The 22,575-nt window shown below is 69.8% G+C and carries 41 protein-coding genes; 3 read left to right on the top strand and 38 right to left on the bottom strand.

The annotated features are described in order from the left end of the window. Positions 1–633: 633 nt before the first annotated feature. Complete coding sequence (locus ACFVZH_RS20885) at positions 634–849, top strand: hypothetical protein (protein ID WP_384898981.1); 216 nt, start codon at positions 634–636, stop codon at positions 847–849. A gap of 8 nt (positions 850–857) precedes the next feature. Here ACFVZH_RS20885 and ACFVZH_RS20880 read toward each other — a convergent pair whose 3' ends face one another. From ACFVZH_RS20880 to ACFVZH_RS20785, 20 genes are all read right to left on the bottom strand, one after another. Next, positions 858–1,142, bottom strand: a complete 285-nt coding sequence (locus ACFVZH_RS20880; protein WP_384898979.1) for a hypothetical protein — start codon at positions 1,140–1,142, stop codon at positions 858–860. Between the two features lie 9 nt (positions 1,143–1,151). Beyond that, positions 1,152–2,135 (bottom strand): hypothetical protein, encoded by a 984-nt coding sequence (locus ACFVZH_RS20875; RefSeq protein WP_384898977.1) that lies wholly within the window; start codon positions 2,133–2,135, stop codon positions 1,152–1,154. A gap of 36 nt (positions 2,136–2,171) precedes the next feature. Beyond that, complete coding sequence (locus ACFVZH_RS20870; RefSeq protein ID WP_384898975.1) at positions 2,172–2,618, bottom strand: hypothetical protein; 447 nt, start codon at positions 2,616–2,618, stop codon at positions 2,172–2,174. Between the two features lie 21 nt (positions 2,619–2,639). Next, entirely contained in the window at positions 2,640–2,864 is a 225-nt protein-coding gene (locus ACFVZH_RS20865; RefSeq protein ID WP_384898973.1) for a helix-turn-helix domain-containing protein, read from the bottom strand. A 142-nt stretch (positions 2,865–3,006) separates the two neighbouring features. Then, the gene (locus tag ACFVZH_RS20860) at positions 3,007–3,240 is read right to left on the bottom strand and encodes a hypothetical protein (RefSeq protein ID WP_384898971.1); all 234 of its coding nucleotides are present in this window, start codon (positions 3,238–3,240) and stop codon (positions 3,007–3,009) included. A gap of 19 nt (positions 3,241–3,259) precedes the next feature. After that, positions 3,260–3,829, bottom strand: coding sequence for a hypothetical protein (locus ACFVZH_RS20855; RefSeq protein ID WP_384898969.1), 570 nt, complete (start codon positions 3,827–3,829; stop codon positions 3,260–3,262). 30 nt (positions 3,830–3,859) lie between these two features. Continuing rightward, positions 3,860–4,240, bottom strand: a complete 381-nt coding sequence (locus tag ACFVZH_RS20850; protein WP_384898968.1) for a hypothetical protein — start codon at positions 4,238–4,240, stop codon at positions 3,860–3,862. Between the two features lie 17 nt (positions 4,241–4,257). After that, a complete protein-coding gene (locus tag ACFVZH_RS20845) occupies positions 4,258–4,506 on the bottom strand; it encodes a hypothetical protein (protein WP_384898966.1) in 249 nt (82 codons plus the stop codon). 210 nt (positions 4,507–4,716) lie between these two features. Then, the gene (locus ACFVZH_RS20840) at positions 4,717–6,747 is read right to left on the bottom strand and encodes a hypothetical protein (protein ID WP_384898964.1); all 2,031 of its coding nucleotides are present in this window, start codon (positions 6,745–6,747) and stop codon (positions 4,717–4,719) included. Between the two features lie 8 nt (positions 6,748–6,755). After that, the gene (locus ACFVZH_RS20835) at positions 6,756–8,210 is read right to left on the bottom strand and encodes a hypothetical protein (RefSeq protein WP_384898962.1); all 1,455 of its coding nucleotides are present in this window, start codon (positions 8,208–8,210) and stop codon (positions 6,756–6,758) included. Between the two features lie 21 nt (positions 8,211–8,231). Further along, positions 8,232–8,459, bottom strand: a complete 228-nt coding sequence (locus ACFVZH_RS20830) for a hypothetical protein (RefSeq protein WP_384898961.1) — start codon at positions 8,457–8,459, stop codon at positions 8,232–8,234. After that, on the bottom strand, positions 8,456–9,007 hold the full coding sequence (locus tag ACFVZH_RS20825; protein WP_384898959.1) for a DUF6919 domain-containing protein: 552 nt from the start codon (positions 9,005–9,007) through the stop codon (positions 8,456–8,458). Before ACFVZH_RS20825 ends, ACFVZH_RS20830 begins: the two co-directional genes overlap by 4 nt. After that, positions 9,007–9,318, bottom strand: coding sequence for a hypothetical protein (locus ACFVZH_RS20820; protein WP_384898957.1), 312 nt, complete (start codon positions 9,316–9,318; stop codon positions 9,007–9,009). The genes ACFVZH_RS20825 and ACFVZH_RS20820 overlap by 1 nt, the downstream gene beginning before the upstream one ends. Before the next feature lie 17 nt (positions 9,319–9,335). Continuing rightward, a complete protein-coding gene (locus tag ACFVZH_RS20815) occupies positions 9,336–9,854 on the bottom strand; it encodes a hypothetical protein (RefSeq protein ID WP_384898955.1) in 519 nt (172 codons plus the stop codon). Beyond that, positions 9,854–10,021 (bottom strand): hypothetical protein, encoded by a 168-nt coding sequence (locus ACFVZH_RS20810; RefSeq protein WP_384898954.1) that lies wholly within the window; start codon positions 10,019–10,021, stop codon positions 9,854–9,856. The genes ACFVZH_RS20815 and ACFVZH_RS20810 overlap by 1 nt, the downstream gene beginning before the upstream one ends. Beyond that, on the bottom strand, positions 10,018–10,209 hold the full coding sequence (locus ACFVZH_RS20805; protein ID WP_384898952.1) for a hypothetical protein: 192 nt from the start codon (positions 10,207–10,209) through the stop codon (positions 10,018–10,020). Before ACFVZH_RS20805 ends, ACFVZH_RS20810 begins: the two co-directional genes overlap by 4 nt. Positions 10,210–10,220: 11 nt before the next feature. Next, a complete protein-coding gene (locus tag ACFVZH_RS20800; RefSeq protein WP_384898950.1) occupies positions 10,221–10,442 on the bottom strand; it encodes a hypothetical protein in 222 nt (73 codons plus the stop codon). A gap of 97 nt (positions 10,443–10,539) precedes the next feature. Next, the gene (locus ACFVZH_RS20795; protein WP_384898949.1) at positions 10,540–10,668 is read right to left on the bottom strand and encodes a hypothetical protein; all 129 of its coding nucleotides are present in this window, start codon (positions 10,666–10,668) and stop codon (positions 10,540–10,542) included. Between the two features lie 5 nt (positions 10,669–10,673). Further along, positions 10,674–10,835, bottom strand: coding sequence for a hypothetical protein (locus ACFVZH_RS20790; protein ID WP_384898947.1), 162 nt, complete (start codon positions 10,833–10,835; stop codon positions 10,674–10,676). Then, complete coding sequence (locus tag ACFVZH_RS20785) at positions 10,832–11,149, bottom strand: hypothetical protein (RefSeq protein ID WP_384898945.1); 318 nt, start codon at positions 11,147–11,149, stop codon at positions 10,832–10,834. The genes ACFVZH_RS20790 and ACFVZH_RS20785 overlap by 4 nt, the downstream gene beginning before the upstream one ends. A gap of 214 nt (positions 11,150–11,363) precedes the next feature. Here ACFVZH_RS20785 and ACFVZH_RS20780 point away from each other — a divergent pair, with 214 nt between their 5' ends. Further along, positions 11,364–11,600 (top strand): hypothetical protein, encoded by a 237-nt coding sequence (locus ACFVZH_RS20780; protein ID WP_384898943.1) that lies wholly within the window; start codon positions 11,364–11,366, stop codon positions 11,598–11,600. Positions 11,601–11,709: 109 nt separating this feature from the next. Then, a complete protein-coding gene (locus ACFVZH_RS20775; protein ID WP_384898941.1) occupies positions 11,710–13,197 on the top strand; it encodes a peptide deformylase in 1,488 nt (495 codons plus the stop codon). A 76-nt stretch (positions 13,198–13,273) separates the two neighbouring features. On the opposite strand, the gene ACFVZH_RS20770 is transcribed toward ACFVZH_RS20775, so the two are convergent. The 18 genes from ACFVZH_RS20770 to ACFVZH_RS20685 form a co-directional block, all read right to left on the bottom strand. Next, positions 13,274–13,594, bottom strand: a complete 321-nt coding sequence (locus ACFVZH_RS20770; protein ID WP_384898939.1) for a hypothetical protein — start codon at positions 13,592–13,594, stop codon at positions 13,274–13,276. 886 nt (positions 13,595–14,480) lie between these two features. Next, positions 14,481–15,137 carry a hypothetical protein gene (locus ACFVZH_RS20765; RefSeq protein ID WP_384898937.1) on the bottom strand — a complete coding sequence of 219 codons (657 nt, stop codon included), beginning with the start codon at positions 15,135–15,137 and terminating at the stop codon, positions 14,481–14,483. A gap of 42 nt (positions 15,138–15,179) precedes the next feature. After that, positions 15,180–15,605: an SLOG family protein gene (locus ACFVZH_RS20760; protein WP_384898936.1), complete on the bottom strand. Its 426-nt coding sequence runs from the start codon at positions 15,603–15,605 to the stop codon at positions 15,180–15,182. Then, positions 15,602–15,949 carry a hypothetical protein gene (locus tag ACFVZH_RS20755; RefSeq protein ID WP_384898935.1) on the bottom strand — a complete coding sequence of 116 codons (348 nt, stop codon included), beginning with the start codon at positions 15,947–15,949 and terminating at the stop codon, positions 15,602–15,604. Before ACFVZH_RS20755 ends, ACFVZH_RS20760 begins: the two co-directional genes overlap by 4 nt. Continuing rightward, positions 15,946–16,116: a hypothetical protein gene (locus tag ACFVZH_RS20750; protein WP_384898934.1), complete on the bottom strand. Its 171-nt coding sequence runs from the start codon at positions 16,114–16,116 to the stop codon at positions 15,946–15,948. The genes ACFVZH_RS20755 and ACFVZH_RS20750 overlap by 4 nt, the downstream gene beginning before the upstream one ends. Further along, entirely contained in the window at positions 16,113–16,487 is a 375-nt protein-coding gene (locus tag ACFVZH_RS20745) for a hypothetical protein (protein WP_384898932.1), read from the bottom strand. The genes ACFVZH_RS20750 and ACFVZH_RS20745 overlap by 4 nt, the downstream gene beginning before the upstream one ends. Then, on the bottom strand, positions 16,484–16,657 hold the full coding sequence (locus tag ACFVZH_RS20740; RefSeq protein WP_384898930.1) for a hypothetical protein: 174 nt from the start codon (positions 16,655–16,657) through the stop codon (positions 16,484–16,486). Before ACFVZH_RS20740 ends, ACFVZH_RS20745 begins: the two co-directional genes overlap by 4 nt. Continuing rightward, positions 16,654–16,899, bottom strand: coding sequence for a response regulator transcription factor (locus ACFVZH_RS20735; RefSeq protein ID WP_384898929.1), 246 nt, complete (start codon positions 16,897–16,899; stop codon positions 16,654–16,656). Before ACFVZH_RS20735 ends, ACFVZH_RS20740 begins: the two co-directional genes overlap by 4 nt. Beyond that, positions 16,896–17,066: a hypothetical protein gene (locus tag ACFVZH_RS20730; protein WP_384898927.1), complete on the bottom strand. Its 171-nt coding sequence runs from the start codon at positions 17,064–17,066 to the stop codon at positions 16,896–16,898. The genes ACFVZH_RS20735 and ACFVZH_RS20730 overlap by 4 nt, the downstream gene beginning before the upstream one ends. 790 nt (positions 17,067–17,856) lie before the next feature. After that, the gene (locus ACFVZH_RS20725; protein WP_384898925.1) at positions 17,857–18,537 is read right to left on the bottom strand and encodes a hypothetical protein; all 681 of its coding nucleotides are present in this window, start codon (positions 18,535–18,537) and stop codon (positions 17,857–17,859) included. Between the two features lie 53 nt (positions 18,538–18,590). After that, a complete protein-coding gene (locus tag ACFVZH_RS20720; RefSeq protein ID WP_384898923.1) occupies positions 18,591–18,881 on the bottom strand; it encodes a hypothetical protein in 291 nt (96 codons plus the stop codon). 74 nt (positions 18,882–18,955) lie between these two features. Then, positions 18,956–19,768 (bottom strand): phosphoadenosine phosphosulfate reductase, encoded by an 813-nt coding sequence (locus ACFVZH_RS20715; RefSeq protein ID WP_384898921.1) that lies wholly within the window; start codon positions 19,766–19,768, stop codon positions 18,956–18,958. Between the two features lie 28 nt (positions 19,769–19,796). After that, positions 19,797–20,054 (bottom strand): helix-turn-helix domain-containing protein, encoded by a 258-nt coding sequence (locus tag ACFVZH_RS20710; RefSeq protein WP_384898920.1) that lies wholly within the window; start codon positions 20,052–20,054, stop codon positions 19,797–19,799. Further along, positions 20,051–20,359, bottom strand: coding sequence for a hypothetical protein (locus ACFVZH_RS20705; RefSeq protein ID WP_384898918.1), 309 nt, complete (start codon positions 20,357–20,359; stop codon positions 20,051–20,053). The genes ACFVZH_RS20710 and ACFVZH_RS20705 overlap by 4 nt, the downstream gene beginning before the upstream one ends. Beyond that, a complete protein-coding gene (locus ACFVZH_RS20700) occupies positions 20,356–20,697 on the bottom strand; it encodes a hypothetical protein (RefSeq protein ID WP_384898916.1) in 342 nt (113 codons plus the stop codon). The genes ACFVZH_RS20705 and ACFVZH_RS20700 overlap by 4 nt, the downstream gene beginning before the upstream one ends. Further along, entirely contained in the window at positions 20,690–20,968 is a 279-nt protein-coding gene (locus tag ACFVZH_RS20695; protein WP_384898914.1) for a hypothetical protein, read from the bottom strand. Before ACFVZH_RS20695 ends, ACFVZH_RS20700 begins: the two co-directional genes overlap by 8 nt. Beyond that, positions 20,965–21,705, bottom strand: coding sequence for an ATP-binding protein (locus ACFVZH_RS20690; protein ID WP_384898912.1), 741 nt, complete (start codon positions 21,703–21,705; stop codon positions 20,965–20,967). The genes ACFVZH_RS20695 and ACFVZH_RS20690 overlap by 4 nt, the downstream gene beginning before the upstream one ends. Positions 21,706–21,707: 2 nt before the next feature. Further along, the gene (locus ACFVZH_RS20685) at positions 21,708–22,574 is read right to left on the bottom strand and encodes a hypothetical protein (protein ID WP_384898910.1); all 867 of its coding nucleotides are present in this window, start codon (positions 22,572–22,574) and stop codon (positions 21,708–21,710) included. Between the last annotated feature and the right edge of the window lies 1 nt (position 22,575).

Here is a 22,575-nt window from a genome sequence, read left to right as displayed (position 1 = left end):
CGGCGGGTTGCCGTCACCTTGCGTGACGACAGGCATGATCATCCTCAGAGCTCTGAACCCGGCAAACCGGGCGCGGACCTCCCCGGCGGTCCGTCGCACCTGGCCGGCGGGGGCCTCCCCCCTGGGTCGGCCAGGCCGGTCGTCACGGTGGGTCACGTCACTCGTCGGCCGGCGGCCTCGCCAGCCGCGCCGTCAGACCCTGGCCGGACCACTGGCCGCTCACGCGTTCCACCCACCAGGCTGCTCCCTCGCTGTGGAGCGGCTATGGCATGGCCCGCACAGCCCACGCCCATGCCGCGGGTCGTTGGGGTCGAGGCCCTGCTCGACCAGCTCGCGCCGGCTGAGCGGGTGGTGGTCGGCGTGGACCGAGGGAGCCTGGCCGCACAGCACGCACGTCCGGTCTCGGGCCAGCACGGCCGGCCTGAACGTCGTCTCATGCCCGCGCCCATAGCCTCGCTGCCTGGCCGTGCCGCGCTTGGCGTCGGCCTGCTGCCGGTGGTCTGGGCAGCGGCCGCCCTGGTCGGTGTACTCGGGGCACCCGGGCGTCGAGCACACGCGCCATCCTGCTCGTCTGGCCACGGCGGTCACCTCCATCGGCGTAGCGTGTCGTCCTCTACGAGCGAGGGAGTGCGGATGGCCGAGCAGCAGAAGCCGGACTGGGCACGGGGGTTGGCTGCTGTCGGCCTTGCCCTGCTGGTCATCGGTGCGATCGCCCGCTTCGCCGTGCTGCCGATGGTCGTCGGTGGCCTCATCCTGCTGTGCGTGGGCGTCGCCACATCTGGCCGAGGGAAGTCGGATCCCGCGCCTGAGCGCGACCCGGACCGACCCTGGCGCCGCAAGGCGGACTGAGCCGGAGCTCAGTCGACGTAGAAGCGCGAGCTGGTCAGCACCGGCTTCTCGGGTGGCGCGGTGATCTCGACCCACGTGCGGTAAGCGCCAGGGCCGAGCTGCACGACGCCGCCGGGGCCAACGAGGATGGTGGCGTGCGGGGTGCCGTCGACAGTGACCCATCCAGCGTCGTGCCAGTCGCCGGCTTCCGGACGGTCGCCGTCGGGGAGGACGGCAACGCGGACGCCGAAGCCCGTGGGGTCGTCGGCCGTGGTGATGGGCGTGAGGAGTGCTTCGAGGCTGCTGCGGTCCACCGGGCCCCCTTACGTCCGTGGCGTGCCGGCGGTCCAAGCGGGCGCCCGGAGTCTCCCTGCCGCCCACGTCCCGTGCGGCGTTCCGGCGGTGACGTGGTCGATGCCGTCGGCACCGGAGCCAGCAGCGAGCGGTCTCGCGGCGTCGGCTTCTATGGCCGGAGCGAGGGCGGCGGTCTTGGCTCCCGTCAGCGGCCGGGCTGTCTCGCTGGCGCCGGCTGTGCCGAGGGCTTGGCTGATCGCGACCGTGAGGGGCTGAGCGGTCTCTGCCTGCGTCGCTGCTAGCAGTGGTGCGGTCCGTGCCCCGGCGAGGGGCTGTGTGGCGTCGGCCTCAACGGCCGTGCCGAGCAGGGCCGTCTTGGCGCCTGCCAGGGCCTGCGCAGCCTCTGCGGCTGCCGCGGGGCCGAGCGTGGTCGTCTTGCCGCCGGTCAGCGGCTGAGCGCCGTCCATCTCCGCGGCAACGCCGAGGGGTGCGCCGGCGGTCACGTCCGCGGCGGCGAAGTCGTCGAAGCGGATCGCCCCGGCCGACGTGGTGCGGATGCCGACGCTCGTGCCGCTCGCGACGGCCGTGTCCGTGACAGAGACGCGCTCGACGCCGTTGATGTAGCCCTTGATCGTCGATCCGACCGCCTGGACCTTCGCAACGTCACCTGGGGCCGCGGCTGCCGTGTAGCTGCCGATGGCCGTGAACGTCGAGCTGACGACGCTGAACAAGGTCCACTCGCTGCCGTCGTTGCGCCACAGGTACCCGGAGCTGAAGCCCGCGTTGCCCCGGCACCAGACGCCGTGGCTGGCGGCCGTGGTGGCGGCGATCGTGACCTGCGCAGAGTGGTCGCTGCTGTCCATCGCAGCGGCAGCGCGCAGGATGATCGTGCCGCCGTCGTTGCCCGGGGAGAGCTGGCCGGACACGATCGACCAGTCGCCGGACACCTCCACCCATGAGGCGCCCAGGTTGCTGGAGTCGGCCCGGTTGAAGTCGTCAGCGAAGCTGGCCACGGCGACCTCCCGCTCCCCTCGGTAAGCCTGCGGGCGTCACGCGGTAGAGCTCGCGCGGAAGAAGTCGCTGACAGTCAGCGAGAAGGTGCTGCCGTCGGGGGTGAGCGTGACGTCGTGCTTGGTCAGCGGGATCAGGTCGGCGTCCGTACCCGTCGTTGTGTCGGGGTCGTAGCAGATGACGACCGCGCCGACCGCGTTGCCGGTGGCGGAGGTCCAGGTGATGTCCGCGCAGTCGACGGCGACCCGGTCGAGGGTGTCGTCGACGGTGACGGTGACGCCCGTCAACGTCTTCCTGCCCATCGTCGTCTGCTCGTTGGACGCGCCGGCGAGGAGGGTGGCGAGGTCGTCGTAGTCGCGCATCGTCGCGTCGGCGACCAGGCCGGCGGACTCCAGCGGTACGGCGATCAGAGCGTCGCTGGCGGCCGGGAGAGCAGCCAGTGCGGCTACCTTCCCCAGTGCAGTGTTGAAAACGATGTTTCCCACCGTCGGCTCCTCTCGGGAGAGTTAGGCGGCCTGCGCGCTTGTGGGCATCGGCGGCGTCTCGCCAGGGGTGATGAGTTCCCTCGTCCATTCGTCGCGAACTGCCTTGTTGAGGCAGGAGACGTCGTAGAGGGCCTTCCTGCCAGACCCGACCTTGGGCAGCCGCCCTTCGGAGGCCCACCGCCAGATGGTGCCCACGGGCCGGCCCGCGTAGTAAGCCGCGTCTTCGGCAGCAACAAGCCAGGGCATGGCACCTCCTGAAACGCGAAAGGCCGCCTCTAGGGCGGCCTCAAGAGCGCAGAAGTTCTATTTGAGCAGATCATCGCTTCGGGGCTGGTCGTTGTCAAGGCTGGCCTGCTTGACACGCTTTGGCGCCTCTAATGGCGTCCGTTCATTCAGCGACGCCCAGGTTCTTGAGGTCGGGGTGGTACCGCAGCATCAGGGCGGCCTGGTTGTCGAGGGAGACCTTCCTGGGGTCTGGAGGCTCGATCGGCTTGAACCCTTGCTCATACTCGCAGCCGACGGCCAGGCAAGCGTGATCATCGCCAGCGGGCCAGTAGAGCAGCGGTGTTCCGTGATGCGGGCACCTGCAGTAGGTGCTGCACTTGTGCGGTGGCGAGGCCATGAGTCCCATCATCCCCGCTCTACGCATTGATGGCTTCGCGGATGAGCGTGTGCACTTCGTCGAGGGTGCGTTCACCGCGGTCGTTCCAGGCGTGGAATGCCTCGTCGATTCCCCGCCGCCGCAGGACGTTCTGCAGCCTCTCGCCAGCGGCCAGGGCGGTCTCCTCGTCCCCATATCCGAGCCGGAACAGAACGGCCTGCGCGCCGAGGATGCACCGCCCTCCGCTGCGGGACCGGAGTCCGCCGCGGTGCCATCCGTACTGCTGGATGACGAGCGCGGTGAGCTCAAGGTGCTGGGTGACGGTGATCTGCCGTCCTGCGCCGTGGAGTCGGCGGGCGGGGGTGAGTGCGAGGGCCCAGTCGGGGATGATCCGCCACAGTCGCCGCGGGGCAGTGAGGGCCGGGGCGTCCTCGCCGCCAGCCGGGGTGGGCGTGGCGAGGGCTTCGGCAACGAGTTCGGCGGTGGTCTTGGTGACGAGCGGGTGGGCGGTCTTGGGGGCCTGGTCGGCGAGGTAGCGCTCGATGTCGGCGATGAGGCTGGCCGCGTCGACTGTCAGCACGGCAAAGCGGGTGGCGGTGGACGCGGCCATGGCGGGGACTCCTTCGAGTGTCGGGTGAGGTCAGCGGCGGGCGAGGTTGCGGTAGCGGCTGGCGAGGGTGGAGGCGGTGCGTTCGGCGGCGTCCTCCCACGCCGAGCCCCTCCAGTCGCCGTGGTTGTTCTTGACTGCGACGTTGGGGATGCCGACGGGGCGCTCGGTGTAGATCTCGCGCTCCCGGGCGAGGACGTCGACGACGCTTTCGATGCCGCCGTGGGAGGTGGCCTGGACCATGGGCTGGCCGGTGAGGCGGGTCTTCTTGTCGGTGACGATGTACTCGCGGTACGTCTGGGCGGGCCCCCAGCAACCGGCGTGCTGGTTGACGATGAACAGGCTGTCGCCGGGCTTGATGTCGCGGAGGAGGGCCTTCTGGTCGCCGCGGGTGGCTCGATAGCTGTACTTCATGTCGTGGTCCTTTCGGGTCAGTTCTGGGTCGGGGGCTGGGTGAAGATGACGCTGCAGCGGGACAGGAGCTGGGAGAGGGTGATGACTCCGGGGCCGGTGGTGGCTTCGGCGGGGCGGACCATGTGGGCGCCGTTGAGGGCGCTGGTCTCGTTGGTGACGACGAACTCGCTGCCGCCGATGGCGTAGAGCAGGTCGCCGGGCTGGGCGTCGCGGGCGAGGTCTGCCGCGTCGGCCCGGGTGGACTTGTAGAAGGTCTTGAGGGGCACGGCCTGTCTCTTTTCAGGATCGGGATGTTCCTCGCATATGGGGCGTGATGGAGCCTGGTACGCCCTGTGACGCTGCAGGTCAGCGTCTTGCGAGGGGGTGTGACGGGGGTGTGACGCGTCACGGGCCGGGAGGGTCCGTCACGCCCCCATCACGGGGGGCGTCACGGCTGTGACCTGCGGCGTCACGCCCCGACTGGCGCGGGTTGGTGTCTAGTTCGGGGCGGTTTCGCCGGTCAGCTCGATGAAGGTGGCGAGGTAGTAGCCGCGGCCTCCGCGCCACTGCTTGGTCTTCATGTCGACGTCCGGGTTGATCTGGGCGGCCTGCTTGCGGAGGGCGTCCTGGAAGCGGGCGAGGGCCTTGCTCGACTCCTCGTCCTCCTGCGGGGCCCACGTCTCGGACGCGGAGGAGACGTAGTCGTAGATCTCCTCGCTGGTCATGCGCTCGGGGTCGTCATTGGCGGTGAATGCGAGCCGGGCAAGCTCGACGGCCTCCGGGAGGGCGGCGCTCGGCTTGACGGTGTGGAGGTCGTCGAAGGAGACGCCGGCGGTCTCCAGGGAGATGGCGTCGATCCAGGGGCGGCTGGCGGCGGCCCGGGCGGCTGCGCGCGCTTTGCCTTCGTCGCGGCTCATGGCGATGAACTTGTGGATGAGGGGGTCGGCGGAGCCGCCGCCCATGATGTACGCCTTGCCGGCGTCTGCCGGGTCCTCGCCCTGGGCGGGGTGCAGCCGGTCGGGTCGCCAGCCGTTGGCGCCGGCGCCAGCGCCAAGTACCTGCACAATGTCCTGGTGCCGGGAGGGGCCGACGATCTTCAGGGCGATGCTGTCGGCGATGGCGGCGCCGATGGAGTCCTTCGTGGCCTCCTGCGCGGCGAGGCCGATCTGTACGCGGGCTTTGCGGCCGACGCGGAGGATGGCGACGACGAGCGCTTTGGCCTTCTGGGACAGCTGCGGGTACTCGTCGATGAGGGCGACGATCGCGGGGTACTCGCGGGACGGAATCCAGTTGTCGTCCATGCCGAGCTTGCCGAGGAGGGTGGCGCGGGCCTTGGCGACCTTCAGCAGCTTCTCAAGGACGGCCTCGATGAGGTGCATCTGGTCGGCGCCGACCACGCGCACGCCGACGGCTTCGGCGAGCGGTTCGAGGCCGTTGCCGCCGGGGTCGAGGTCGATGACGACGACGTCGTCGCAGGCGGTGAGGATGTCGCCGATGGACCGCATGGTGACGGACTTTCCGCCGCCGGAGGAGGCGATGACGATGAAGTGGAGGCCGAGGAACGACATCTCGGTGTGCTGCCCGTCCATGCGGAGGGCGAGGAGGGCCTTGTCGCGGAGGCGGAGGCTGTTGGGCGCCCGGTCGGGCAGGGCGGGCATCCGCACGAACGGGTCGCCTTCGACGAGGCGGAGGGTGGCGCGGGCGCGGCTGGTGCGGAGCGGCTGGCACAGGAGGCCGTCGACGGGCAGGTCGAGGGGTGTCTCCAGGTCGCCGGCCTTGGCGATGAGGTCGGCCGGGGTGCCCTTCTTGAGGCGGACGTTGATCTCCCAGCCCCAGTCGTAGCGGCGGCCGGCTTCGACTTCGGCGACTGCGATGCCTTCGGAGACGAGGGCTCGGCGGACGCATTCGGCGGCTTCGGTGCGGCTGGTGGCGTCGGCGATCGGGAACGGCTCGCCCTCGGCGGAGAGGATCTCGATACGGCCGGGGTCCTCTTCGGCCGCGACGATGTGGGGCTGGCCGCGCCAGGCACCGTAGGCGATGGTGGCGATGCCGAGGAGGAGGCTGGTCCATACGCCGCCGGTGGCGATGGTGATGCCGCTGGCGATGCCGGTGGCGCCCATCCCGACGCCGGTCTTGGCGCCGTACACGAGCCGGTGGTGCTTGTAGTCGGCGCGGATCCGGTTGATGTTGCGGGTGGCGGCCTGTTCGGCTTCGGCGTTGCCGTTGGCGGCCTTGCGGGCGGCGCGGGCGGTGCGGATCATCTGCGGGTAGTCGTCGCGGTAGCCGTCGATCCAGCGGGCGGCGAGACGTCCGTAGCCGCGGGCGGCCCAGCCGAGGTACAGCCAGTTGGTGGCGGCGTGCTTGCGGGCGATCCGTGCCTGTTCCCCCGCGGACAGGATCCATGCGGGCCGGGTGGCGACGGCGCCGCCCTGGTGCTCGACGACCGTGCCCTCGACGGGCTGGGGCGCGTCGTCCTTGACGACGGTGAGCGTGGGCCGCTCGGACGGGGCGTGGGCTGCGGTGGTCATGGCGGGCCTCAGCTCTGCTCGGACTGGACGGCGTCGCGGATGCGCTTGGAGTAGGTGTCGGAGCGGCCGATGAGCTTCGCGACGGCGGGGGTCGAGAACTTCTCGGGATCCGCGTCGTGCAGCTGCCGGGCGGCCGCCAAGTCCGAGTCCTTCAGGGGCTCCGAGGCGTCCTTGCGGCCTGACCGCGAAGGGCCCTCCTCCTCAATTCCCCCATGGGTTCCGGGGCCCTGCGCCGGGCCTCCGGACGGCCGCTTCGGCTTGCCCTTTGCGGGGGCCCCGCCGCCCTCTGAGCCGCCTCCGAAGATGTCCGCAAGGAGCCCCTCGACTGCGAGGTGTCCGGCGGTGTCGAGGTGCTCTGCGACGACCTGGTCGACGTACTCGCGGGCGGCGAGTTCGGACGCAAGGGTCTCGATGGTCTGGCCGAGCGGGAGGCCCTTCACGGACCTCCAGGCGTCGGCCCACAGGTCGCTCGGCTTGACGTTGGCGGCCGAGTTGAGGACGAAGATCTGGTAGCGGTCCCAGACGTCCGGGTGGGCGGCGGCGCGGCGGGCTTCGTCCCAGGCGCGGTCCCGACTGATGGTGCCGAGGGGGGCCGCGGCAAGGATCCGCTCGTACTGCTCCCAGGCTTCCGGGTACTGGGCGCGGCGCTGCTCGTCCTGGCTGGCGAGGGCGGCGTCGGCGGCCGCCTTGTCGGCGACAGCCTTCGCTTCGTGGGCGGCACGGCGGTCGTTCTCGATCTGCCGCTTGGAGTCGGCCTCGATCTGCTTGGCGGCACGCTCGGCCTCAGCCTGATTCGCCGCGGCCTCGGCAGTCTTGCGTTCGTTGCGGGTGGCCTTGGCGTGCTTGGCGCGGTCGCCGAACTTGTGGATCGTCCACACGCCGGGGCCGGCGAGGGAGGCGAGGCCGCCGACGAGACCGAACACGAGGCCGATCTCGGGGTGCGTCGCGCCGTCGGTGACGTTGATCGCGGCTGCGATGGACGCGAAGACGGCGGTGGCGGTCAGGTAGGGCCAGGCGACCCGGCGGTTCGCGATGGCGGCTTCGACGAGGCGAAGCGTCACCCAGGCCGCGGACTCCAGCATGACCGGCAGGGCCGCGTTCCACGGCCGCTCCGGGTCCCAGAAGGCGCGGATCTGCAGGGGCAGGGCGACGAGGAAGCAGACGATCGCGAAGCACTTGACGGCCTTGGCGGCCTGCGTGTCGAGCTTCTTCCCCGCGAGGCTGCGACGGCGCTCCGACTGTTCGGCCGCGAGAGCGGCGGCCTGCTGCTTCTCCTGCTGCTCGCGGGCGGCAAGGGCGGCGCGCTCGATCTCCTCGGCCTTGGCCTTGGCGGCCGCGAGCTTGGGGGCGTCGAGGGCTTCGCGCCGGCGGCGGTCGGCGTCGGCGTCGGCCGCGGCGCTCTGGGCCTCGATCCGGGTCCTGTCCGCGTTCGCGGACTGCTCGGTGAACGACGTGCCGCTCACGGTGATCATTCCCTTCGGGGGTTAGGCGGGGGTGCGCTGCGGCGGGATGGTGCCGGGCTTGATGAGGCGGGCGGTGAGGGTGGCGGGCTCGGCGCTGATGGCGAGGGCGGAGGCGACCGCGAGGACGACGAGGAGGACTCGCAGCCAGGCGGGGACCTGCAGGCCGAAGATCCAGGCGAAGCAGCCGAAGAAGGCGAACGCGTTGAGCGTCTTCGCGAACTGGCGCCAGTCGATGCTGACCCCGTTCACCGGACCGCTCCGATCAGCGCGGGCCACAGGCGGTCGTCGCGGCCCCAGGTCGGGTCGTAGACGGCGAGGTGAACGCCGTGGGCGCGGAGGTCGCGGAACGCTCGGCGGCCGATGCCGTCCCATTCGCGGGCGAGCAGGTTCCGCGGGTACTTGGTCGTGATGCCGGCGGTCGGCTGGCCGTCGCGGTCGGTGAACGGGACCGGTGCCGCGGGCTTCCGGCTGGCGCGGATCACGCCCATCCCGGCGGCGTCGGCGGCTCGCAGGACCTGCTTCAGGAGCGGGCCGCGGTCGTCGATGTAGCCCTCGACGTAAGCCTTCTGCCGCCAGTGAGCGCCGTCGTAGCCGGGACCTTCCATGCCGGGCTGGCTGTCGACGGTGACGAATCCGGCGCGGTTCAGGATGGCCAAGGTGGGGACCAGGTGCGCGGTCTCGGCGTCGGGCCGGCTGTCGAGGTAGCCGGGCCGGGCAGGGATGCGGCCCTCCAGCCAGTCGGCCATGTTGTGGCCGAGGTCTCCGATCGACTGGGCTTTACGCCACGCGCTGGCCATCAGCGCCACACCCACGGCTGGTTGGCGGACGCGGCACGGAGGGCGGACTGGCCGAACTGAGTCGCGAGGCCCTTCCAGTCGTCGTCACGCGGCAGGAGAGGCGCCAGGTCGATCAGGGTGGCGCCGATGTCGGCCGCCGTCCGGGGCTCGATGGAGAAGAACGCCTCGCCCTTGCGGCGGGACAGGAGCGGCTTCAGCGTGCGTCGCTGACGCCAACTGGCGGCCTTCTCCAGCCGGTCGAAGAGCTCTTCCATGGTGGTGTACGAGTAGGTGGTGCCCGGCGTACCGCCGTGCGAGATGTTCCAGCCCATGACGGGCTCCCTTCAGGTCAGTGGAAGTGGCGGAGCTGCCGTTCGAACCGCTCGTAGCGGGCGGCTTCGCGTTCGTGGGCGGCGACCTGTTGGTTCAGGCGCCGCGCTTCACGCTTGGCGAGCTGGTCGATCCCGTAGTTGTTGCGCAGGCCGGCGAGGACGGCGTCGCGGATGCCGGGTCGCCGGAGCTGGGCGGCGTGGACGTGCTCGTGGATGAGGGTGCGGTCGATCTCGCGGCTGGTTCGGCAGGACTCGATGTCGATGACCATGACTGCGCCGCGGGAGGAGACGGTGGTGAAGCCCCAGTTGTCGTAGCCGTCGCTGAGGAGGGGCCGGGTGCCGGTGCCGATGGCCTGCTGCTCGGCAGTGATGACGGCCTCGGCGAAGTGGCGGCGGTCCGTGACGAGGATGTCGACGTGACCGGTGCCCTCGCGGAGCTCTCGGATCACGATCCCAGAGCAGTTGTCGGCGACCGCCTCGACTCGGGCGAAGCCGGGCTGGTACTTGGCGCCGAGCTTGTACGGGGTGATTCCCATCAGGACCCCTCGGGGGTGTCGAGGACGTGCTGGCGGTAGCGGATGGCGGCGACGAGGGCGTCGTCGCAGTCCTGGCTTCCGCCGTGCCGGTCTGCTTCGGCTTTGCCGACCTGGGTGGCGGCGACGATCTCGTCGGCGGCGGCGAGGGCCTGGTCGCGGGCGATCACTGGATGTCCCAGACGAGGCCGCGGCCGTCGACGATCAGGGCGGTCCTGCAGTTGCTGCACCGGAGCGTCTGCAGGTCTCCGTGCTTCTGCTTCGTGTCCATGTCCTCGGCGCAGCAGTGCGGGGTGATCCCGAGGCCGAGGTGGTCGCCGATGGTGAGCTCGAATCCGTCGATCGTGGGGGTGCCCATGGCGTCCTCCTTCAGGCCGCGGCGGGCTGGTGGTCGTGGGTGTCGAGCTCGGCGACGAGCGACGAGGCGCCGGGGTTGGCCCGGTCGTACCGGACGGCCTCCCAGCGGGCGGCGGTCGCCTCGGACTCGGTGCGGGCGGTGACGTAGCTGGTGGTGATCTGGAGGCGGGCGTCGTGCTCGGCCCAGGCCAGCTCGGACTCCAGCGGCATCTTGATCAGGGTCAACGTGGGCATGGCGAATCTCCTCGTGGCAGAGGTGCGGATGTGGGAAGGGAGTGCCGGGGCCGGTCGGCAGGGGGATGAACCGCCGGCCCCGGCGGCTTAGGGGGATCTAGCGCTGGGCCTCGGCCGCGAGGCGGGCCAGGCGGGCGGCCTCCGCGTCGGCGGCGGCCTGCATGGCGGCTTCGACCCGCTGCTGGGCGAGAGCGTCAGCGGCCTGCTGCTCGGCGATGTCGGACACGACAATCACCGGGCCGGCTGGGTGCGGACGTGGGTGGCGAGGTCGTGGGCCTTCTTGTCGTTCTCCGACATCTCGACCACGAACGGGCCTCGGCCGAACTTCTTGCCGACCGCGATACGGCGACGCTGCGGGACGACCGTGGCGGCCTCAACCGCGGGGGCGCTCATCGCGAGCCGCCGAACGTGCGGACCTCAAGCGAGGCGGGGAGCGGCTTCAGGTCGGTGCCGATGAGCCGGCCGACGAGGGCGCGGGCCATCGTGTCGCGGTACTGGGCGCTACGCCCCTTCGGCAGGACCACCTGGATCGGGCCGGTCTGCGGCCGGAGGGCGACACCCTCGAAGCTGTCGTACTGGGCCGGCGCGTCGATGATCTCGGCGCCGACCTCGGCCAGCAGCTCCGGCAGCGGGGCCGAGAGGAGGCGGGCGGTGGTGAGGGGGGAGGAGCTGTTCTCGCAGGTGCGAGCAGATACAGTGGTGCTCACGGTTGTACTCCCTTGTTGCGAAGGGGTGCGGCCTAGGCCCCGCTTTGGTGTTCCCGCACCTCAGCGGGGCTGCTTCGTTTCCGAAGCGACCTCGTGGCCACTAAGCTAGGCCCATTGGTGGCCACAACGCAAGCGGGTGCGGGAAGATTTTGGTGGCCACGATTCGAGTGGCCGAATCTTGCAGGTCGTGGCCACGACCTACTAACCTCGCGACATGAGTGATGACCGCAGCAAGCCGATCTGGGCAAAGATCCGAACGGTCCAAGGCAAGTGGGACGACTTTGGCGATGCCGCCGAGTCCATGCACTCCTCTGGCCGGCCGCCACGCAGCCGGGTCATCAAGGAGTTCATGGATTGGTACATGCGCCAGCCGGGAGCCAAGCTTCCCGAACGTCCACCAGCTGGCCCTTGGTCCAAGCTGCGGGCAGTCGAAGAGGGCGAGGTTGAGTAGCTCCTTCCGGTCGATCCAACGGCCAACCTCAGGACACCTCGGCTCCGAGGTGTGACGGCAGGCTGATCGCCACTCACTCACATGTCACTCACACTCACAGGGGGATGCGATGGCGGCGGACCGCGCGTTAGCGGCGGACGAGTTCATTGCCGAGCTGAAGCGCTGGCGGGATGTCCGCGGCCTGTCGCAGAAGGCGCTCGCGCAGCTGGTCGGGTACACGCCCTCATACATCTCGAAGGTTGAGTCCGGGCACCAGCGCCCGTCGCGCGACTTCGCTGAGGCGGCCGACCGCGTGCTGCTTGCCGGCGGTGCGCTCCGGCGGGCCTTTCAGGCGCTCGGCGCGAAGCCGAAGGTCGAAGTTCCCCGCCCGGCTCCGACGCCCGATCCTCTGTCGAGCTTGGTCGTCGAGCACGAGGACACGTCGCTGCACTACGACGGCCGCGTGTACCGGGCAACGCAGCGCCGGCTGCTGATGAATGGCGGTACGGAGCCGATCACCAGTTACCTGATCCGGATCTCGGTGGACCGCTACCCGGGGGACCCGGAGCGATCGAACGCGCACTACCGGCAGAACCCGCTGACCTGGGAGGAAATCAACCTCAGCGCCAGCGTTGACGGCGAGTCGATCGGCTGGCGCGTCCAGCACGACCGGGACGCCTTCAAGGAGCTGTGGCTGCTCTTCGAGAACGAGGACGGCCGCTACCCGCTATACCCCGGCGAGTCGGTCTGGCTGGAGTACAGCTACACCGTCGAGGACACCAAGTGGGGTTCCTGGTTCCAGCGTGCGGTGCGCCTGCCGACGAAGCGGCTGAGCGTCTCCCTCGACTTCCCGGCGGAGCTGGAGCCGGCGGTCTGGGGCACGGAGACGACGATGACCGCAACCGGCAACCCATTCCGGAATCCGGTCCGTTCGGCCACCGAGGGCGGGCGTCGCGTGTTCTCCTGGAGTACCGACGAACCGCCCCTTCACGCCCGTTTCCGCCTTGAATGGAAGTTCAGGGCCAAACCGATCAAGGAGACTCAGCTGACTGCTGACACGGCCAGCGGCCGCATGCAGGCGATCGGCATCGTCCAGGAGGGCGACCCGATCCTGACGACCCCTGCCCGCCTGTTCTCCCTGCCGGACGAGGCCGAGGACGCTCGCCGCGTCGTGGCCGAGCTGAACTCGGCCGCCGACCGCGCGAGCGGCGTGCACAACTTTGGCAAGGGCATGGGGATCGCCGCCCCTCAGATCGGTATCAACCGTGCCGCCGCGATCATCCGCACGCCGGAGGGCGAGTCGATCACGCTGTTCAACCCGCGCATCATCGAGGAGGGTGGCGGCTTCGACGAACAGTACGAAGGGTGCCTGTCCTTCTTCGACGTCCGCGGCATGGTCCCACGCCCCATGTCCCTGAGCGTCGAACACACGGACATCGACGGCCAGCAGCGCATCACCATCTTCGAGCGCGGCCACGCCCGGCTCGTCGCCCACGAGGTCGACCACCTGCACGGCCAGCTGTACCGGTCGAAGATGCGGCCCGGCGTCCAGCCGATCCCCGTCTCGGAGTACCGCGGCACAGGCAGTCAATGGAGTTACCAGGCCGAGGGGCGCTGACGCCGCGGCGTCTGACCCCGACATGACGAAGCGCCCCCAGCCCGAGGGCTGGGGGCGCTTCATCCTCTTGCCGCTCTTATGCAGCCGCATCCGTGGCCGGCAACGAAGATGGACCAGCTGTCGCTGCAGTCCATCCATCAACCAGGTCGAGAACCAGGCCCAGGACCCGAGCAGGGAAGTACTCGCGACCACGCACGGGCGCCTCTCGAGCGTCGCGCAATGCTGCAAGAACAACCCGTTCCAAACGCGGAGCAAGATCATTCGGTAAGTCTTCCGCGAGCCGAATGACGTGGTCGAAGCCGTCGCGGGCGTGGACAGCTAGACGCGGACGCGGATCCCCGGAAGTGATGCCGAACTTGACGATCTCGTTGAGATCGTCAACGACTACGTAGAACACGTTCGGTTCGCTCCCCTTGCACCGCCAGCAGAGACCCTGCCCTTGCATCACATGGTGAGGGCGGGGGCTAACTTCATGGCCCAGGGCGCACCGCACGCGGTGGGGCGCATTAACTCCTCGCCAGACGGGCTCGAGGGATGTCGCCCCAACCTGCATGAGGAGTCTGCGAAATCGATCCTCGGGAGCTTGCTCGGGTGCCCGCGCACAAGCGAGACAGATACCCCATCGTCGCACGTTGCTCGGTCGCGGCGCGCTTTCATGTCCCGCAGCACATCGCACTCGATGCGGCTGCTTGGTACCCAGCCAGGCCGGCTCCAAGACCTCGCCCCCGAGGCTCGCAACGCGCTCCTGAAATTCCTCCCAGGCGGCACGGGGATCCTTGCCTGCACACCTGCGGCAGATCCCCTGACCCGACGACACACCAGTGGGGCGAGGTGCACACTCGTGCCCGTCTGCGCATCGAACCCGATGAGGCTGGCCGGTGCCGAGCCACCTAGGCTCAAGCAGGGTGGCTCCGAGTTGATCGAGCCGCTCTCGGAATGCTGATGCGGCTGCCGTCGGATCATTACCAGCGCATGTGCGACAAATCCCTTGACCCTGCTGCACGCCTGCTGGACGGGGAGAACATTCGTGCCCGGCGCTGCACTGCGTCCGATGTGGAACGTGGTTGCCGAGCCATTCCGGCTCGAGCACCTGGCCCCCGAGCTCTTCGACGCGCCTCCGAAATGCGGCACTGGCTCGTGCCGCTCTCTCTGTGTTTTGTACGGTTGCCACGCGGGGACTCCTTCACAGTCTCCGAAGTGGCCCCGGCCGGTGCACCACCACCGCTGGGGCCGCGCCATGTCCGATGGCTTCAACGTACCCTCATGCGCTGACAGTTCGGCGCTCACGCTGCGGCCCTTCGCTTGCGGTCAGCGTCGAACTCGGACTCGAGCTGCATGAGTTCACGCTTGTGGTAATCGGTCTCGCAGTCAGGGCAGGTGCTGCCGCTGCTGGCGAGGGAGACGCGCATTTCGCCAGCACAGTCGTCGGTTGAGCAGTAGACGGTGAACTTGCGGGGGCCTCGTTCGCCGGTGGTGTAGTTGCCGAGGCGGCCGTGGATGTCGGTGATGGTCTTGATGTCGGCTGCGATCTCGGGGTACTCCTCGCACGCCCAGCGCAGGTTGTTGATCAGTGGGTGGACTGCGAGGCCGATCTCGTCGTAGCGGAGCTTGCGGCTGGGGTCGAAGGCGAGGGCGACGAACCAGGCGTCGGCTATGGCCTGGAGTTCGGTGACGACGCCGCCGTCGGAGATGTCGCTGAGGACGGGGACCCGGAGGGGCGCGGGGGCTTCGCGGCCGCCGCTGCTTCGGACGGCCTGGCTGCCGCCCTTGATGAGTCCGTTGAGGCCGTTGATCTGGTCGAAGAGTGTGGGGATGGCCCGGAGTGCTTCGAAGGTGCGGCTCTCGCAGATGACGCAGGCGTACCGGCCTGCGGCGATTTCCTCGCTGTAGAGGCGGCGCCGGCAACTGGTGCAGCGCGGGAAGGCGTAGGGCTCGTTCACGGCGGCGGTCTCCTTGCGGCAGTGCTGGTGCGGGCGGGACGGTCAGGCGGTGAATCGCTGGGTGGGGATGCCAGCCTTCTCGGCGAGGTCGGCGCATCCGCTGGCGCCGTGCGAGGGGTGCGGGTCGGGGCGTCGGCAGCGCGGGCTGGTGCACGGTCCGATGAAGGCGAGGCAGAGGTCTGCGCCGAGGTCGACCATGCGCCGGTTGCGGCGGGGGCCGGCGCCGGGCCAGGGGCCGAAGTCTTTGGTGGGGTGGCCTTGGGCGGGGTGTCGCTCCTCGGTGACGCCGAGGGTGCGGCCGTGCATGCGGACCCACCAGGCTGCTTGGGCGTCGGCGCCGGTGGGGCATGCGCCGTGGACGATGACGGCAGGTACGTGCTGGAAGACGGCGGTGGCGATGTTGGCGTAGACGCAATCCATGTCGGCCCAGTCCCGGCTACCGGTGACCAAGATCCGGTAGGGCTTCACGGCGTCTCCTTGGGTCCGTAGAGCGTGTCGCGCCACTGCTGGACGTCTCTCTCCCGCACCCATCCGGTCTGGAGGCAGGGTTCGCCGGGGTGGCCCTTGTGGACGAACTGGCGGAGGACGTTGTCGAGGGTCTCGCCGAGGGCTCGGGCTCGGGTGTCTGCCTTGCTGGCGCGTTCGAGCAGCGGTCGGACGACGGCTTTCATGACGGCGTGTGCGTCGGCGCGGTAGGCGAGGAGGTCGTCGGGGTGGGCGTCCGACCACTTGTAGGGCTGGCAGGACCATTCGTAGATGGCTGCGGCTATCCGGTCGACGAGGTCCTGCTCTGCGGGCTCGGGCTGAGTCACGGTGTCTCCTCGGGGTGGCAGTTCTGGCGGGTCATGAAGGACCGTCCGCAGCCGTCGTTGGGGCAGTTGAAGACGTCGCCCCAGTCGTGGCGGGGACGGGGGACTTCCTTGAGCTCGACGCCGTCGGGGATGACGCACTGCTGCTGGCAGTCGATGTGGCTGGTCACTGGCTGGCCTCGCTGTCGTCGCGTCCGAACTGGCGGTCCCAGACGCGGCAGGTGAGGAGGTGGCCGATCGGGCTACTGGGGTCGGGGTGTCCGCAGTTGCAGGTCTGGGTCATGTCGGGCTGGGGCATGCGGGCGTCTCCGTTCTGGTCGACGTTGGTCGTGACGGTGTAGTCGCGGGGTGGGTGTTCGGCGAGGAGGAGGGCGGCTTCGGCGGTCTTCTCGGCGTCCCAGTAGTGCTCTTCGGCGATCCAGGAGCCGCGTGTGTCCGTCTGCGGGCCTGGCGCAGCGCCAGGCTCCCGCGTTGCCTCCGCACCCTCCGAGGCGCTCTCACGCCCGCACAGCCCCTCTGGCGGGGTCGAGTTGGGGTTCACGCTGCCTCCCCCTTGCGAGCGCGGGGCCTGGCGAGGATGGCGCCGAGCTGCCGGCGGGCTTGGTCGTAGCCGTGCAGGACGTTGCGAAGTCGCTGGGCTTCGTCCTCGGTGAGGGGCCGGGTGGTGGATTCGTCGACGAGGGCGATGATCTCGGCAAGGTGGCGGTTCACGCTGCGTGCTCCTGTCGGGCGTGGAGGTCGTCGGCGGTGATGAGGCCGGAGGCGAAGGCGAGGGCGACGGCGTTGGTGCGGTCGACGGCGCCGAGGCGGGGCTTGATGCCCCAGCGCCATTGGTCGCGGACGGTATGGAGGCTGAGGCCGAGTTGGTGGGCGATGGCGGCGTCGGTGAGGCCGTTGGCAGCGAGCCGGACGATGTCCAGCTGCCGGGGTGAGAGTCGGGTCGGCGTGCTCACAGCACCTCCAGGACGATCGGGACTTCGACGATGAGCCGGCCGCCGCCTTCGGCCCTTGGGGCGTGGAGGTCGAGGAAGGCTTGCTCGTCGGGGTCGCGGCCGGTCTTGCGGTCGGCTTCCTTCTCCCAGCCGTCAGCCCAGAGTGGGGGCTGGGCAGCGCTGGTCACTTCTTGCCTGCCTTCGACCAGCTGCGCTCACGGGGAGGACGTCTCTTCTCGTACTCCCTGCGGCAAGCCCGACACCTTCTCTGGCCACAGTCGATGATCGTGTTGGCTTCGTCATACGGGTGCCCCTGCGGGCAGTGCGTCCGCCTAGCGCAGTTGGCCGTTGGGCCCCTTCCCCTCCGGTTGTTCTCCCGGGGTGTGACTGCCTCAAGATGCGCCGGGTTCACGCAACGCCGGTGCGCACATGACGTCCCACCTGAGCAGGAGAGGTCACGGGTGTGGCATACGTGGTCCAGTTGCATCCCTGTAGGTATGGGGCCGAACGTGACCTCATACGCAAATCGGTGGGCATAGACGTTCCGCGGGGGTGCCCAGAACCTTCCGTAGCCGTGGTGGTCCATGGTCGAGTCCCATGGCCAGCACTCCTCGTTCGCCCGGCTGGGAACCTTGACCCAGAACCGCGCGATGGTGGCCTCCTGCCGCTGACGGATAACAGCGGCGGGCATGTGCGCCGAGACGGACCTGAGGCAGAGGTGGCTTGGTTCGACGCAACCCTCCGTTCCGCACCAGGTTGTGATTGGGACTTCGGGAAGGTCCCCATACTTGGCCTCCCAGGCGACGCGTCGAGCGGAAAGCTGACGCCCCTCGTGCTCCAAGTACGGGACCTTCGTCGGGCCTTTGAGGGTGCCCGTCCAGAGCAGGCAGCCGTCAAGGCTCGGTTCAGTGTGTTCGGGCCACTTGGTCAGGATTCCTGCGACGGCGTGGACACCAAGGGGAGCAGCGTCGATGGGCATTAGTGGGCCTCCTCCGCGGTCCAGGTGGTCGTCACCCGCACAAGGCGGTGGGTGGCCTCGGGGCTGGTCTCCCGAGAGGTCTTCAGGTAGTCCTCGGCCACGGCTCGGTCGTTGACGGCAGGCAGGGTGACGGTCCCGCCGCGCGGGTAGCGACTCTCGACGCTCCAGCGAACGTGGGCCTCGTCGGCGGGTTGTGCTTCGGCCGGCTGCCCGACAGCGGGGACGTGCGGGTCGTCGGAACCGGGAGGCCGGTGGCCGAACGGCTTGGCGCAGTGGGCGCCGCCCATGAACTGGACGTAACACGTGGGGATGCGCCGGTCGGCCATCTCCTCGGGCGTCGGTCCGTGGCGTCCGTCGGCGGTCCACGGCGCGGCCTCGACGTCCGCCTGCCTTCCTCCCGGCGTGCACCAGTCACCGGGCTGGCCGTGGCTGTCGGACCAGGGGGCGCCGCACTGGCCGCAGGGGACGGGCTTGGCGGCCGGGGCGGCGGTGGTCTGGCGGGCGGCGTCTCGGATCCCGGCGATCACCTCCTCGACGCGGGCGGCGGGGACGAAGAGGGTGGTGCCGTTCTCGATCTGGATGCCCACGGCAGGGAGGGGCGGTTCGCCTGCGCGCTGGGCGATGGCGGTGGGGCGGGCGGTGAGGTGGTCGCCGTAGTAGTCGCGGTACTCGAAGGTCACGTGTGGCTCCTGTTGGTGGGGGCTGTCCCGGGGGACAGGCCCGGCGGCGAAGGTCAGGGGGTGTCGAGCGCGTAGCGGACGGCCGCGGCGATCTCGGCTTCGTGGTGCTCCTGGTCGGACTGGGCGCGGGCCTTCTGCTCGCGCTGCTGGGCGGCGCAGTCGGGGCAGTGGATCGGGATGTCGGGGTTCAGGCACCAGGGGCCGTCCCAGTCGAAGTCCCGGGCGTAGCTGGCGGCGCTGTCGCGGCTGGTGAAGTAGGCGGTGAGGCCGTCGTGTTCGGCGTCGAGTTCGCAGGTGTCGCAGGTGAGCTTGAAGACGGGGTGGTCGACCTTGGCGATGGGCACTGCTGCTCCTTGGGATGGGATGCTGTGGGTGGCCGTCCCGCATTGCCCGCGGGACGGCCGGCTTGCGTGCGGGGTCAGGTCATGCACCAGCCCGAGTCGCAGAGCCCGCCGGACTCATCGAACATCGGCAGCAGGTCGACGCCGTCCGGGATGGCGTCGCGCAGCGGGCGGTTGAAGCGGGTCAGGTACACGTGGTCCTTGCCGAGCTCGTCGCGCCGCTTGTTCAGCAGCTCTTCGAGCTGACACGCCTTCTCGAACTCCTCGGGCTCCTGGCGGCGCATGTCGTGCCAGGTCTCGGGCCGGTGGAACGGGCAGAAGAAGCACGACGACTTGGGCGGGACGGGGAGGCCGGCCTCGCGGATGATGCGCTGGCAGTCGATGCGTCGGAGGCCGAGGTCGAGGAGCGGGTAGACGATCTGCTCGTGGGGTTCGGTGATCCGGTTGTTCGCTCGGTGGATCTCGTCGACGGAGATGCCGATGCCGATGGTGGCGCGGTTGGTCTTGCTGGCGCCGCGGCGCTTCATCTCCTTGCCGACGACCTTGATCTTGAAGTCGGCGGTGCAGCTGCGGGTGCCGGGGGCCCCGTTGGACATGCGGACGGGGATCGGCAGGGAGCGGGACCCGGGGCGGGTGAGGCGTCCCCACAGGGTCTCGGTGTCGCCGTCGCGGCGGATGCGCTGAACCTCGACCAGTTCGATGCCGTGCTGGGCGGCGTAGGGCTTGGCGTGCTCCTCGACGTACCGCAGGGTCGCGGCCCGCTCGCTGTCGTTGCCGACGTTGGCGAAGACGAACAGAGGGAAGTCGATGCGGCCCTGGGCGGCGAGGACGAGGAGGGCGGTGGACTGGACGCCGCCGCCGTAGCTGATGGAGCGGACCGGGTCGGTCATTTCGTGTGTCTCCTTCGTGGTGGGCGGGTCAGGCGGCGGGGGTGCGGAGGGCGGCGAGGAGTGTTGCCCGGTTGGCGGCTTGTTGTGCGGGGGAGGTGGGCATTCGTTCGGGCCGGTAGTCGCGGACCTGTCCGGTCGGCACTTCCTCGGCGTAGAGGCGGTCGAGGGAACTGAGGGCCCTGCGGGTCTCGTTGGCGGTGCCGCGGCCGCACCCGAGGCGGAGGGCGATGGAGGCGTCGGAGTGGCCGTCGCGGACGAGGGCGGCGATGTCGGGGCGGATCTTCATGCGGCCATCGCCTCCGCCTCGAGGAACCGGCGGGCGTGGACGAGGTCGGGGAGCGGGAAGCCGTCCGTGTGGCAGGGGGTGCCGGGCGCGACCTGGCAGTGGGGGCAGCAGGCGGTGGCTTCGGCCCACATGGAGCGGCGGGCGGGGTGCGTCTCGTCGAGGGTGCGGCCGGTGGCCTTGACGCGGCAGGGCCGGTGGGGGGCGGCGTCGCAGTGGGGGCAGGCGACGGATCGGGCGGGGTGCTGGCCGGCCCGCATGAAGTGGCGGAGTTCGGTCGGCATCGGGGCGTTGGGGCGGATGGTCACTGGTCCTCCTTGGGTGTGGGCGGGGTGCAGCCGGTGCATCCGCAGATCTGGCCTTCGTCCATGAACTCGGGGTGGTCGGCGGTGCGGAGCCATTCGCGGTACTCGTCGAGGGCGCGGGTCCAGTCGGCCGCGGTATGCCGGGAGGGCCTCGCGACGGGGGCGGTGCCGGCGGGCCAGGCACCGGGCGGGCGGCCTGTGGGGCGCCTGGGGGCCGGAACTGCGGGCTGCTCGCGGCGGGCCTTGCCGATGGCCAGCTGGGCCCGCATGAGGGCGCGGATGCCTGCAGCGCCCTCTTCCTTGCGGATGGCGGCGATGTCCTCGGGGGTGAGGTCACTCACTGGGCACCTCGGGAAGGTCGAGGCAGTCGCCGTCCGGTGGCCGCCAGCCGGCGTCGAGCAGGCGGGCGATGATGCGGCGGGCCGCAACGTGTGGCGTAGCCTCGGGACCGAACTGCGGGCAGGCCGCCGGGTTCACGGCCCGAGCGTTCTGGACCTCGATCAGGGCGCTGACAACAGCGGAGATCCACATCTCGGCTACGTCGAGACCGGATCGGCCGTCCTTGTACATGGACTGGGCCACCACGCAGTCGACGAGTTCCATGTCGCTCATGCCGCGCCTCGCCGGCGTCGGCTCGGGCCGTCCATGGGGACGATGCGGGTGATCTCCCGGAGCCGGTCGGCGATCCGCTCGCCGAGCTTCTCGATGAGGTCGGGCCCCTGCTTCTTGCCGCTCCTGTCACGAGAGTCGGCGGGCAGGTTGCTGGTGATCAGAGTTGGCAGCGACTCGTTGTACCGCTCGTTGAGGAGCCGGTAGGTGGCTTCCTCGGTGAACTCGCTGACCTTCTCGGTGCCGAGGTCGTCGATCAGCAGGAGCGGGATCTTCTTGAGCCGTTTCACTTCGTACTCGGTGCCGCGCTCGCTGCCGCCGGGCCGCATCAGGGCGTACATGTCGGGCGCGGTGATCGCGATGACTTCGTAACGGTCGAGGCCGGCTTCGGCGATGCGGCGGAGGGCGCCGTAGGACTCGTGGGTCTTGCCGGTGCCGAACGTGCCGGTGAGGAGGAGGAAGCCGGCGGTGCGGGGGTCGGCGGCGACCTTGTCGGCCCATGCCTGGAGTTCGGGGTGGGTGCAGGTGGCGTTCTGGTAGCGGAACGGGGTGACTGCCGTCCAGCGCTTGAGGTTCCATTCGGCTCGGCGGCGGCGGTGGTACTCGGGGTGGCCGGGCTCGTCTTCGGCGGGGGTGTTGTCGATGGGGCCGGGCTCGATGTGGTTGAGGCCGCGGGCTGCGAGTGCGCGCTGGAGGCGGGCGGTGATGTTGCCGCCGAGCGCGGGGGCGGGTTCGGGCATGGTCAGAATCCGTTCGCGTAGACGGAGGTGTCGGCTGGCGGCTCGAAGGGCTTGTGGCGCTGGCTGCCGACGGCGTGGAGGTTGGGCTTGCCGGGGGCCTGGTCGGGCTCGTCGTCGTAGCAGCCCTTGGTGAGCCAGGTGGCGGGGTACTTCGTGTACTGGGGGTCCTGGCCGGCACGCTCGCGGGCGTAGGAGAGGGAAGCGGCGACCATGTGCTGGGGGTCCACGCCGCGCTCGATGGCGGCGATCCATGCCTGCTTCGCTTCCTCGCGGTCACGCTTGCGGGGGTAGTTCGACCAGAAGGCACCGAAGGCGGTGAGGTGGTGGTCGGTCTGCTTGGCACCCGGAAGCGGCGTGAGAGTGGGTGCGGGAAGAGAAGACGTTTTCTTCCCCGTTTTCGTCTCTCCGTCTTCTTCTTTAGACGTACCGCCGTGTGGCACGTCGGTCCCAGCTGGGGGAAGACCGGTTTCCGCAGGTCGCTCCGACGTACCACACGCCGGTACGTCGGTCTGGCCTGCGGGTTTCCGTGAATCCGCTGTTCGCACCGACGTACCACCGTGTGGTACGTCGGTGAGGACGAGGACGGTGCCAACCTGACCGCTCTTCAGCGGCTCCAGAACCGGCTCCAGATAGCCGCACGCCTTGAGCTCGGCGAAGGCTGCGCGGAACTGCCGTCGGCCGGGGCTCGCCTTCCCGTGCTTGGCGACGGATGCCTTCCACATGTCGTCAGCCGTGGCCTGCCATCCGTCGGGCCGGCTGAGAAGCTCGGCAAGAATGCCGCGCGCCATGTGGCTCATACGGTCGTCGCGCACGGTGGCGTTCGGGACCTGAAGGAAGTCCTTCGTCAGCCTGCTGCGGCGGATCCTCACG

The organism is Streptomyces sp. NPDC059534 (assembly GCF_042743475.1).
Lineage (GTDB): Bacteria > Actinomycetota > Actinomycetes > Streptomycetales > Streptomycetaceae > Streptomyces.
Note: the sequence above shows the minus strand (reverse complement) of the source record. Positions and strands in the feature narration are given on the sequence as shown.

Excerpts from the sequence above, each read along its gene's own strand:
- ACFVZH_RS20690 (WP_384898912.1), bottom strand. The coding sequence starts at position 21,705 with ATGCCCGAACCCGCCCCCGCGCTCGGCGGCAACATCACCGCCCGCCTC.
- ACFVZH_RS20825 (WP_384898959.1), bottom strand. The coding sequence starts at position 9,007 with ATGGCCAGCGCGTGGCGTAAAGCCCAGTCGATCGGAGACCTCGGCCAC.
- ACFVZH_RS20710 (WP_384898920.1), bottom strand. The coding sequence starts at position 20,054 with ATGAAGATCCGCCCCGACATCGCCGCCCTCGTCCGCGACGGCCACTCC.
- ACFVZH_RS20800 (WP_384898950.1), bottom strand. The coding sequence starts at position 10,442 with ATGCCCACGTTGACCCTGATCAAGATGCCGCTGGAGTCCGAGCTGGCC.
- ACFVZH_RS20805 (WP_384898952.1), bottom strand. The coding sequence starts at position 10,209 with ATGGGCACCCCCACGATCGACGGATTCGAGCTCACCATCGGCGACCAC.
- ACFVZH_RS20715 (WP_384898921.1), bottom strand. The coding sequence starts at position 19,768 with ATGACCGACCCGGTCCGCTCCATCAGCTACGGCGGCGGCGTCCAGTCC.
- ACFVZH_RS20840 (WP_384898964.1), bottom strand. The coding sequence starts at position 6,747 with ATGACCACCGCAGCCCACGCCCCGTCCGAGCGGCCCACGCTCACCGTC.
- ACFVZH_RS20820 (WP_384898957.1), bottom strand. The coding sequence starts at position 9,318 with ATGGGCTGGAACATCTCGCACGGCGGTACGCCGGGCACCACCTACTCG.
- ACFVZH_RS20860 (WP_384898971.1), bottom strand. The coding sequence starts at position 3,240 with ATGGCCTCGCCACCGCACAAGTGCAGCACCTACTGCAGGTGCCCGCAT.
- ACFVZH_RS20815 (WP_384898955.1), bottom strand. The coding sequence starts at position 9,854 with ATGGGAATCACCCCGTACAAGCTCGGCGCCAAGTACCAGCCCGGCTTC.
- ACFVZH_RS20775 (WP_384898941.1), top strand. The coding sequence starts at position 11,710 with ATGGCGGCGGACCGCGCGTTAGCGGCGGACGAGTTCATTGCCGAGCTG.
- ACFVZH_RS20855 (WP_384898969.1), bottom strand. The coding sequence starts at position 3,829 with ATGGCCGCGTCCACCGCCACCCGCTTTGCCGTGCTGACAGTCGACGCG.
- ACFVZH_RS20780 (WP_384898943.1), top strand. The coding sequence starts at position 11,364 with ATGAGTGATGACCGCAGCAAGCCGATCTGGGCAAAGATCCGAACGGTC.
- ACFVZH_RS20695 (WP_384898914.1), bottom strand. The coding sequence starts at position 20,968 with ATGAGCGACATGGAACTCGTCGACTGCGTGGTGGCCCAGTCCATGTAC.
- ACFVZH_RS20790 (WP_384898947.1), bottom strand. The coding sequence starts at position 10,835 with ATGAGCGCCCCCGCGGTTGAGGCCGCCACGGTCGTCCCGCAGCGTCGC.
- ACFVZH_RS20850 (WP_384898968.1), bottom strand. The coding sequence starts at position 4,240 with ATGAAGTACAGCTATCGAGCCACCCGCGGCGACCAGAAGGCCCTCCTC.
- ACFVZH_RS20885 (WP_384898981.1), top strand. The coding sequence starts at position 634 with ATGGCCGAGCAGCAGAAGCCGGACTGGGCACGGGGGTTGGCTGCTGTC.
- ACFVZH_RS20865 (WP_384898973.1), bottom strand. The coding sequence starts at position 2,864 with ATGCCCTGGCTTGTTGCTGCCGAAGACGCGGCTTACTACGCGGGCCGG.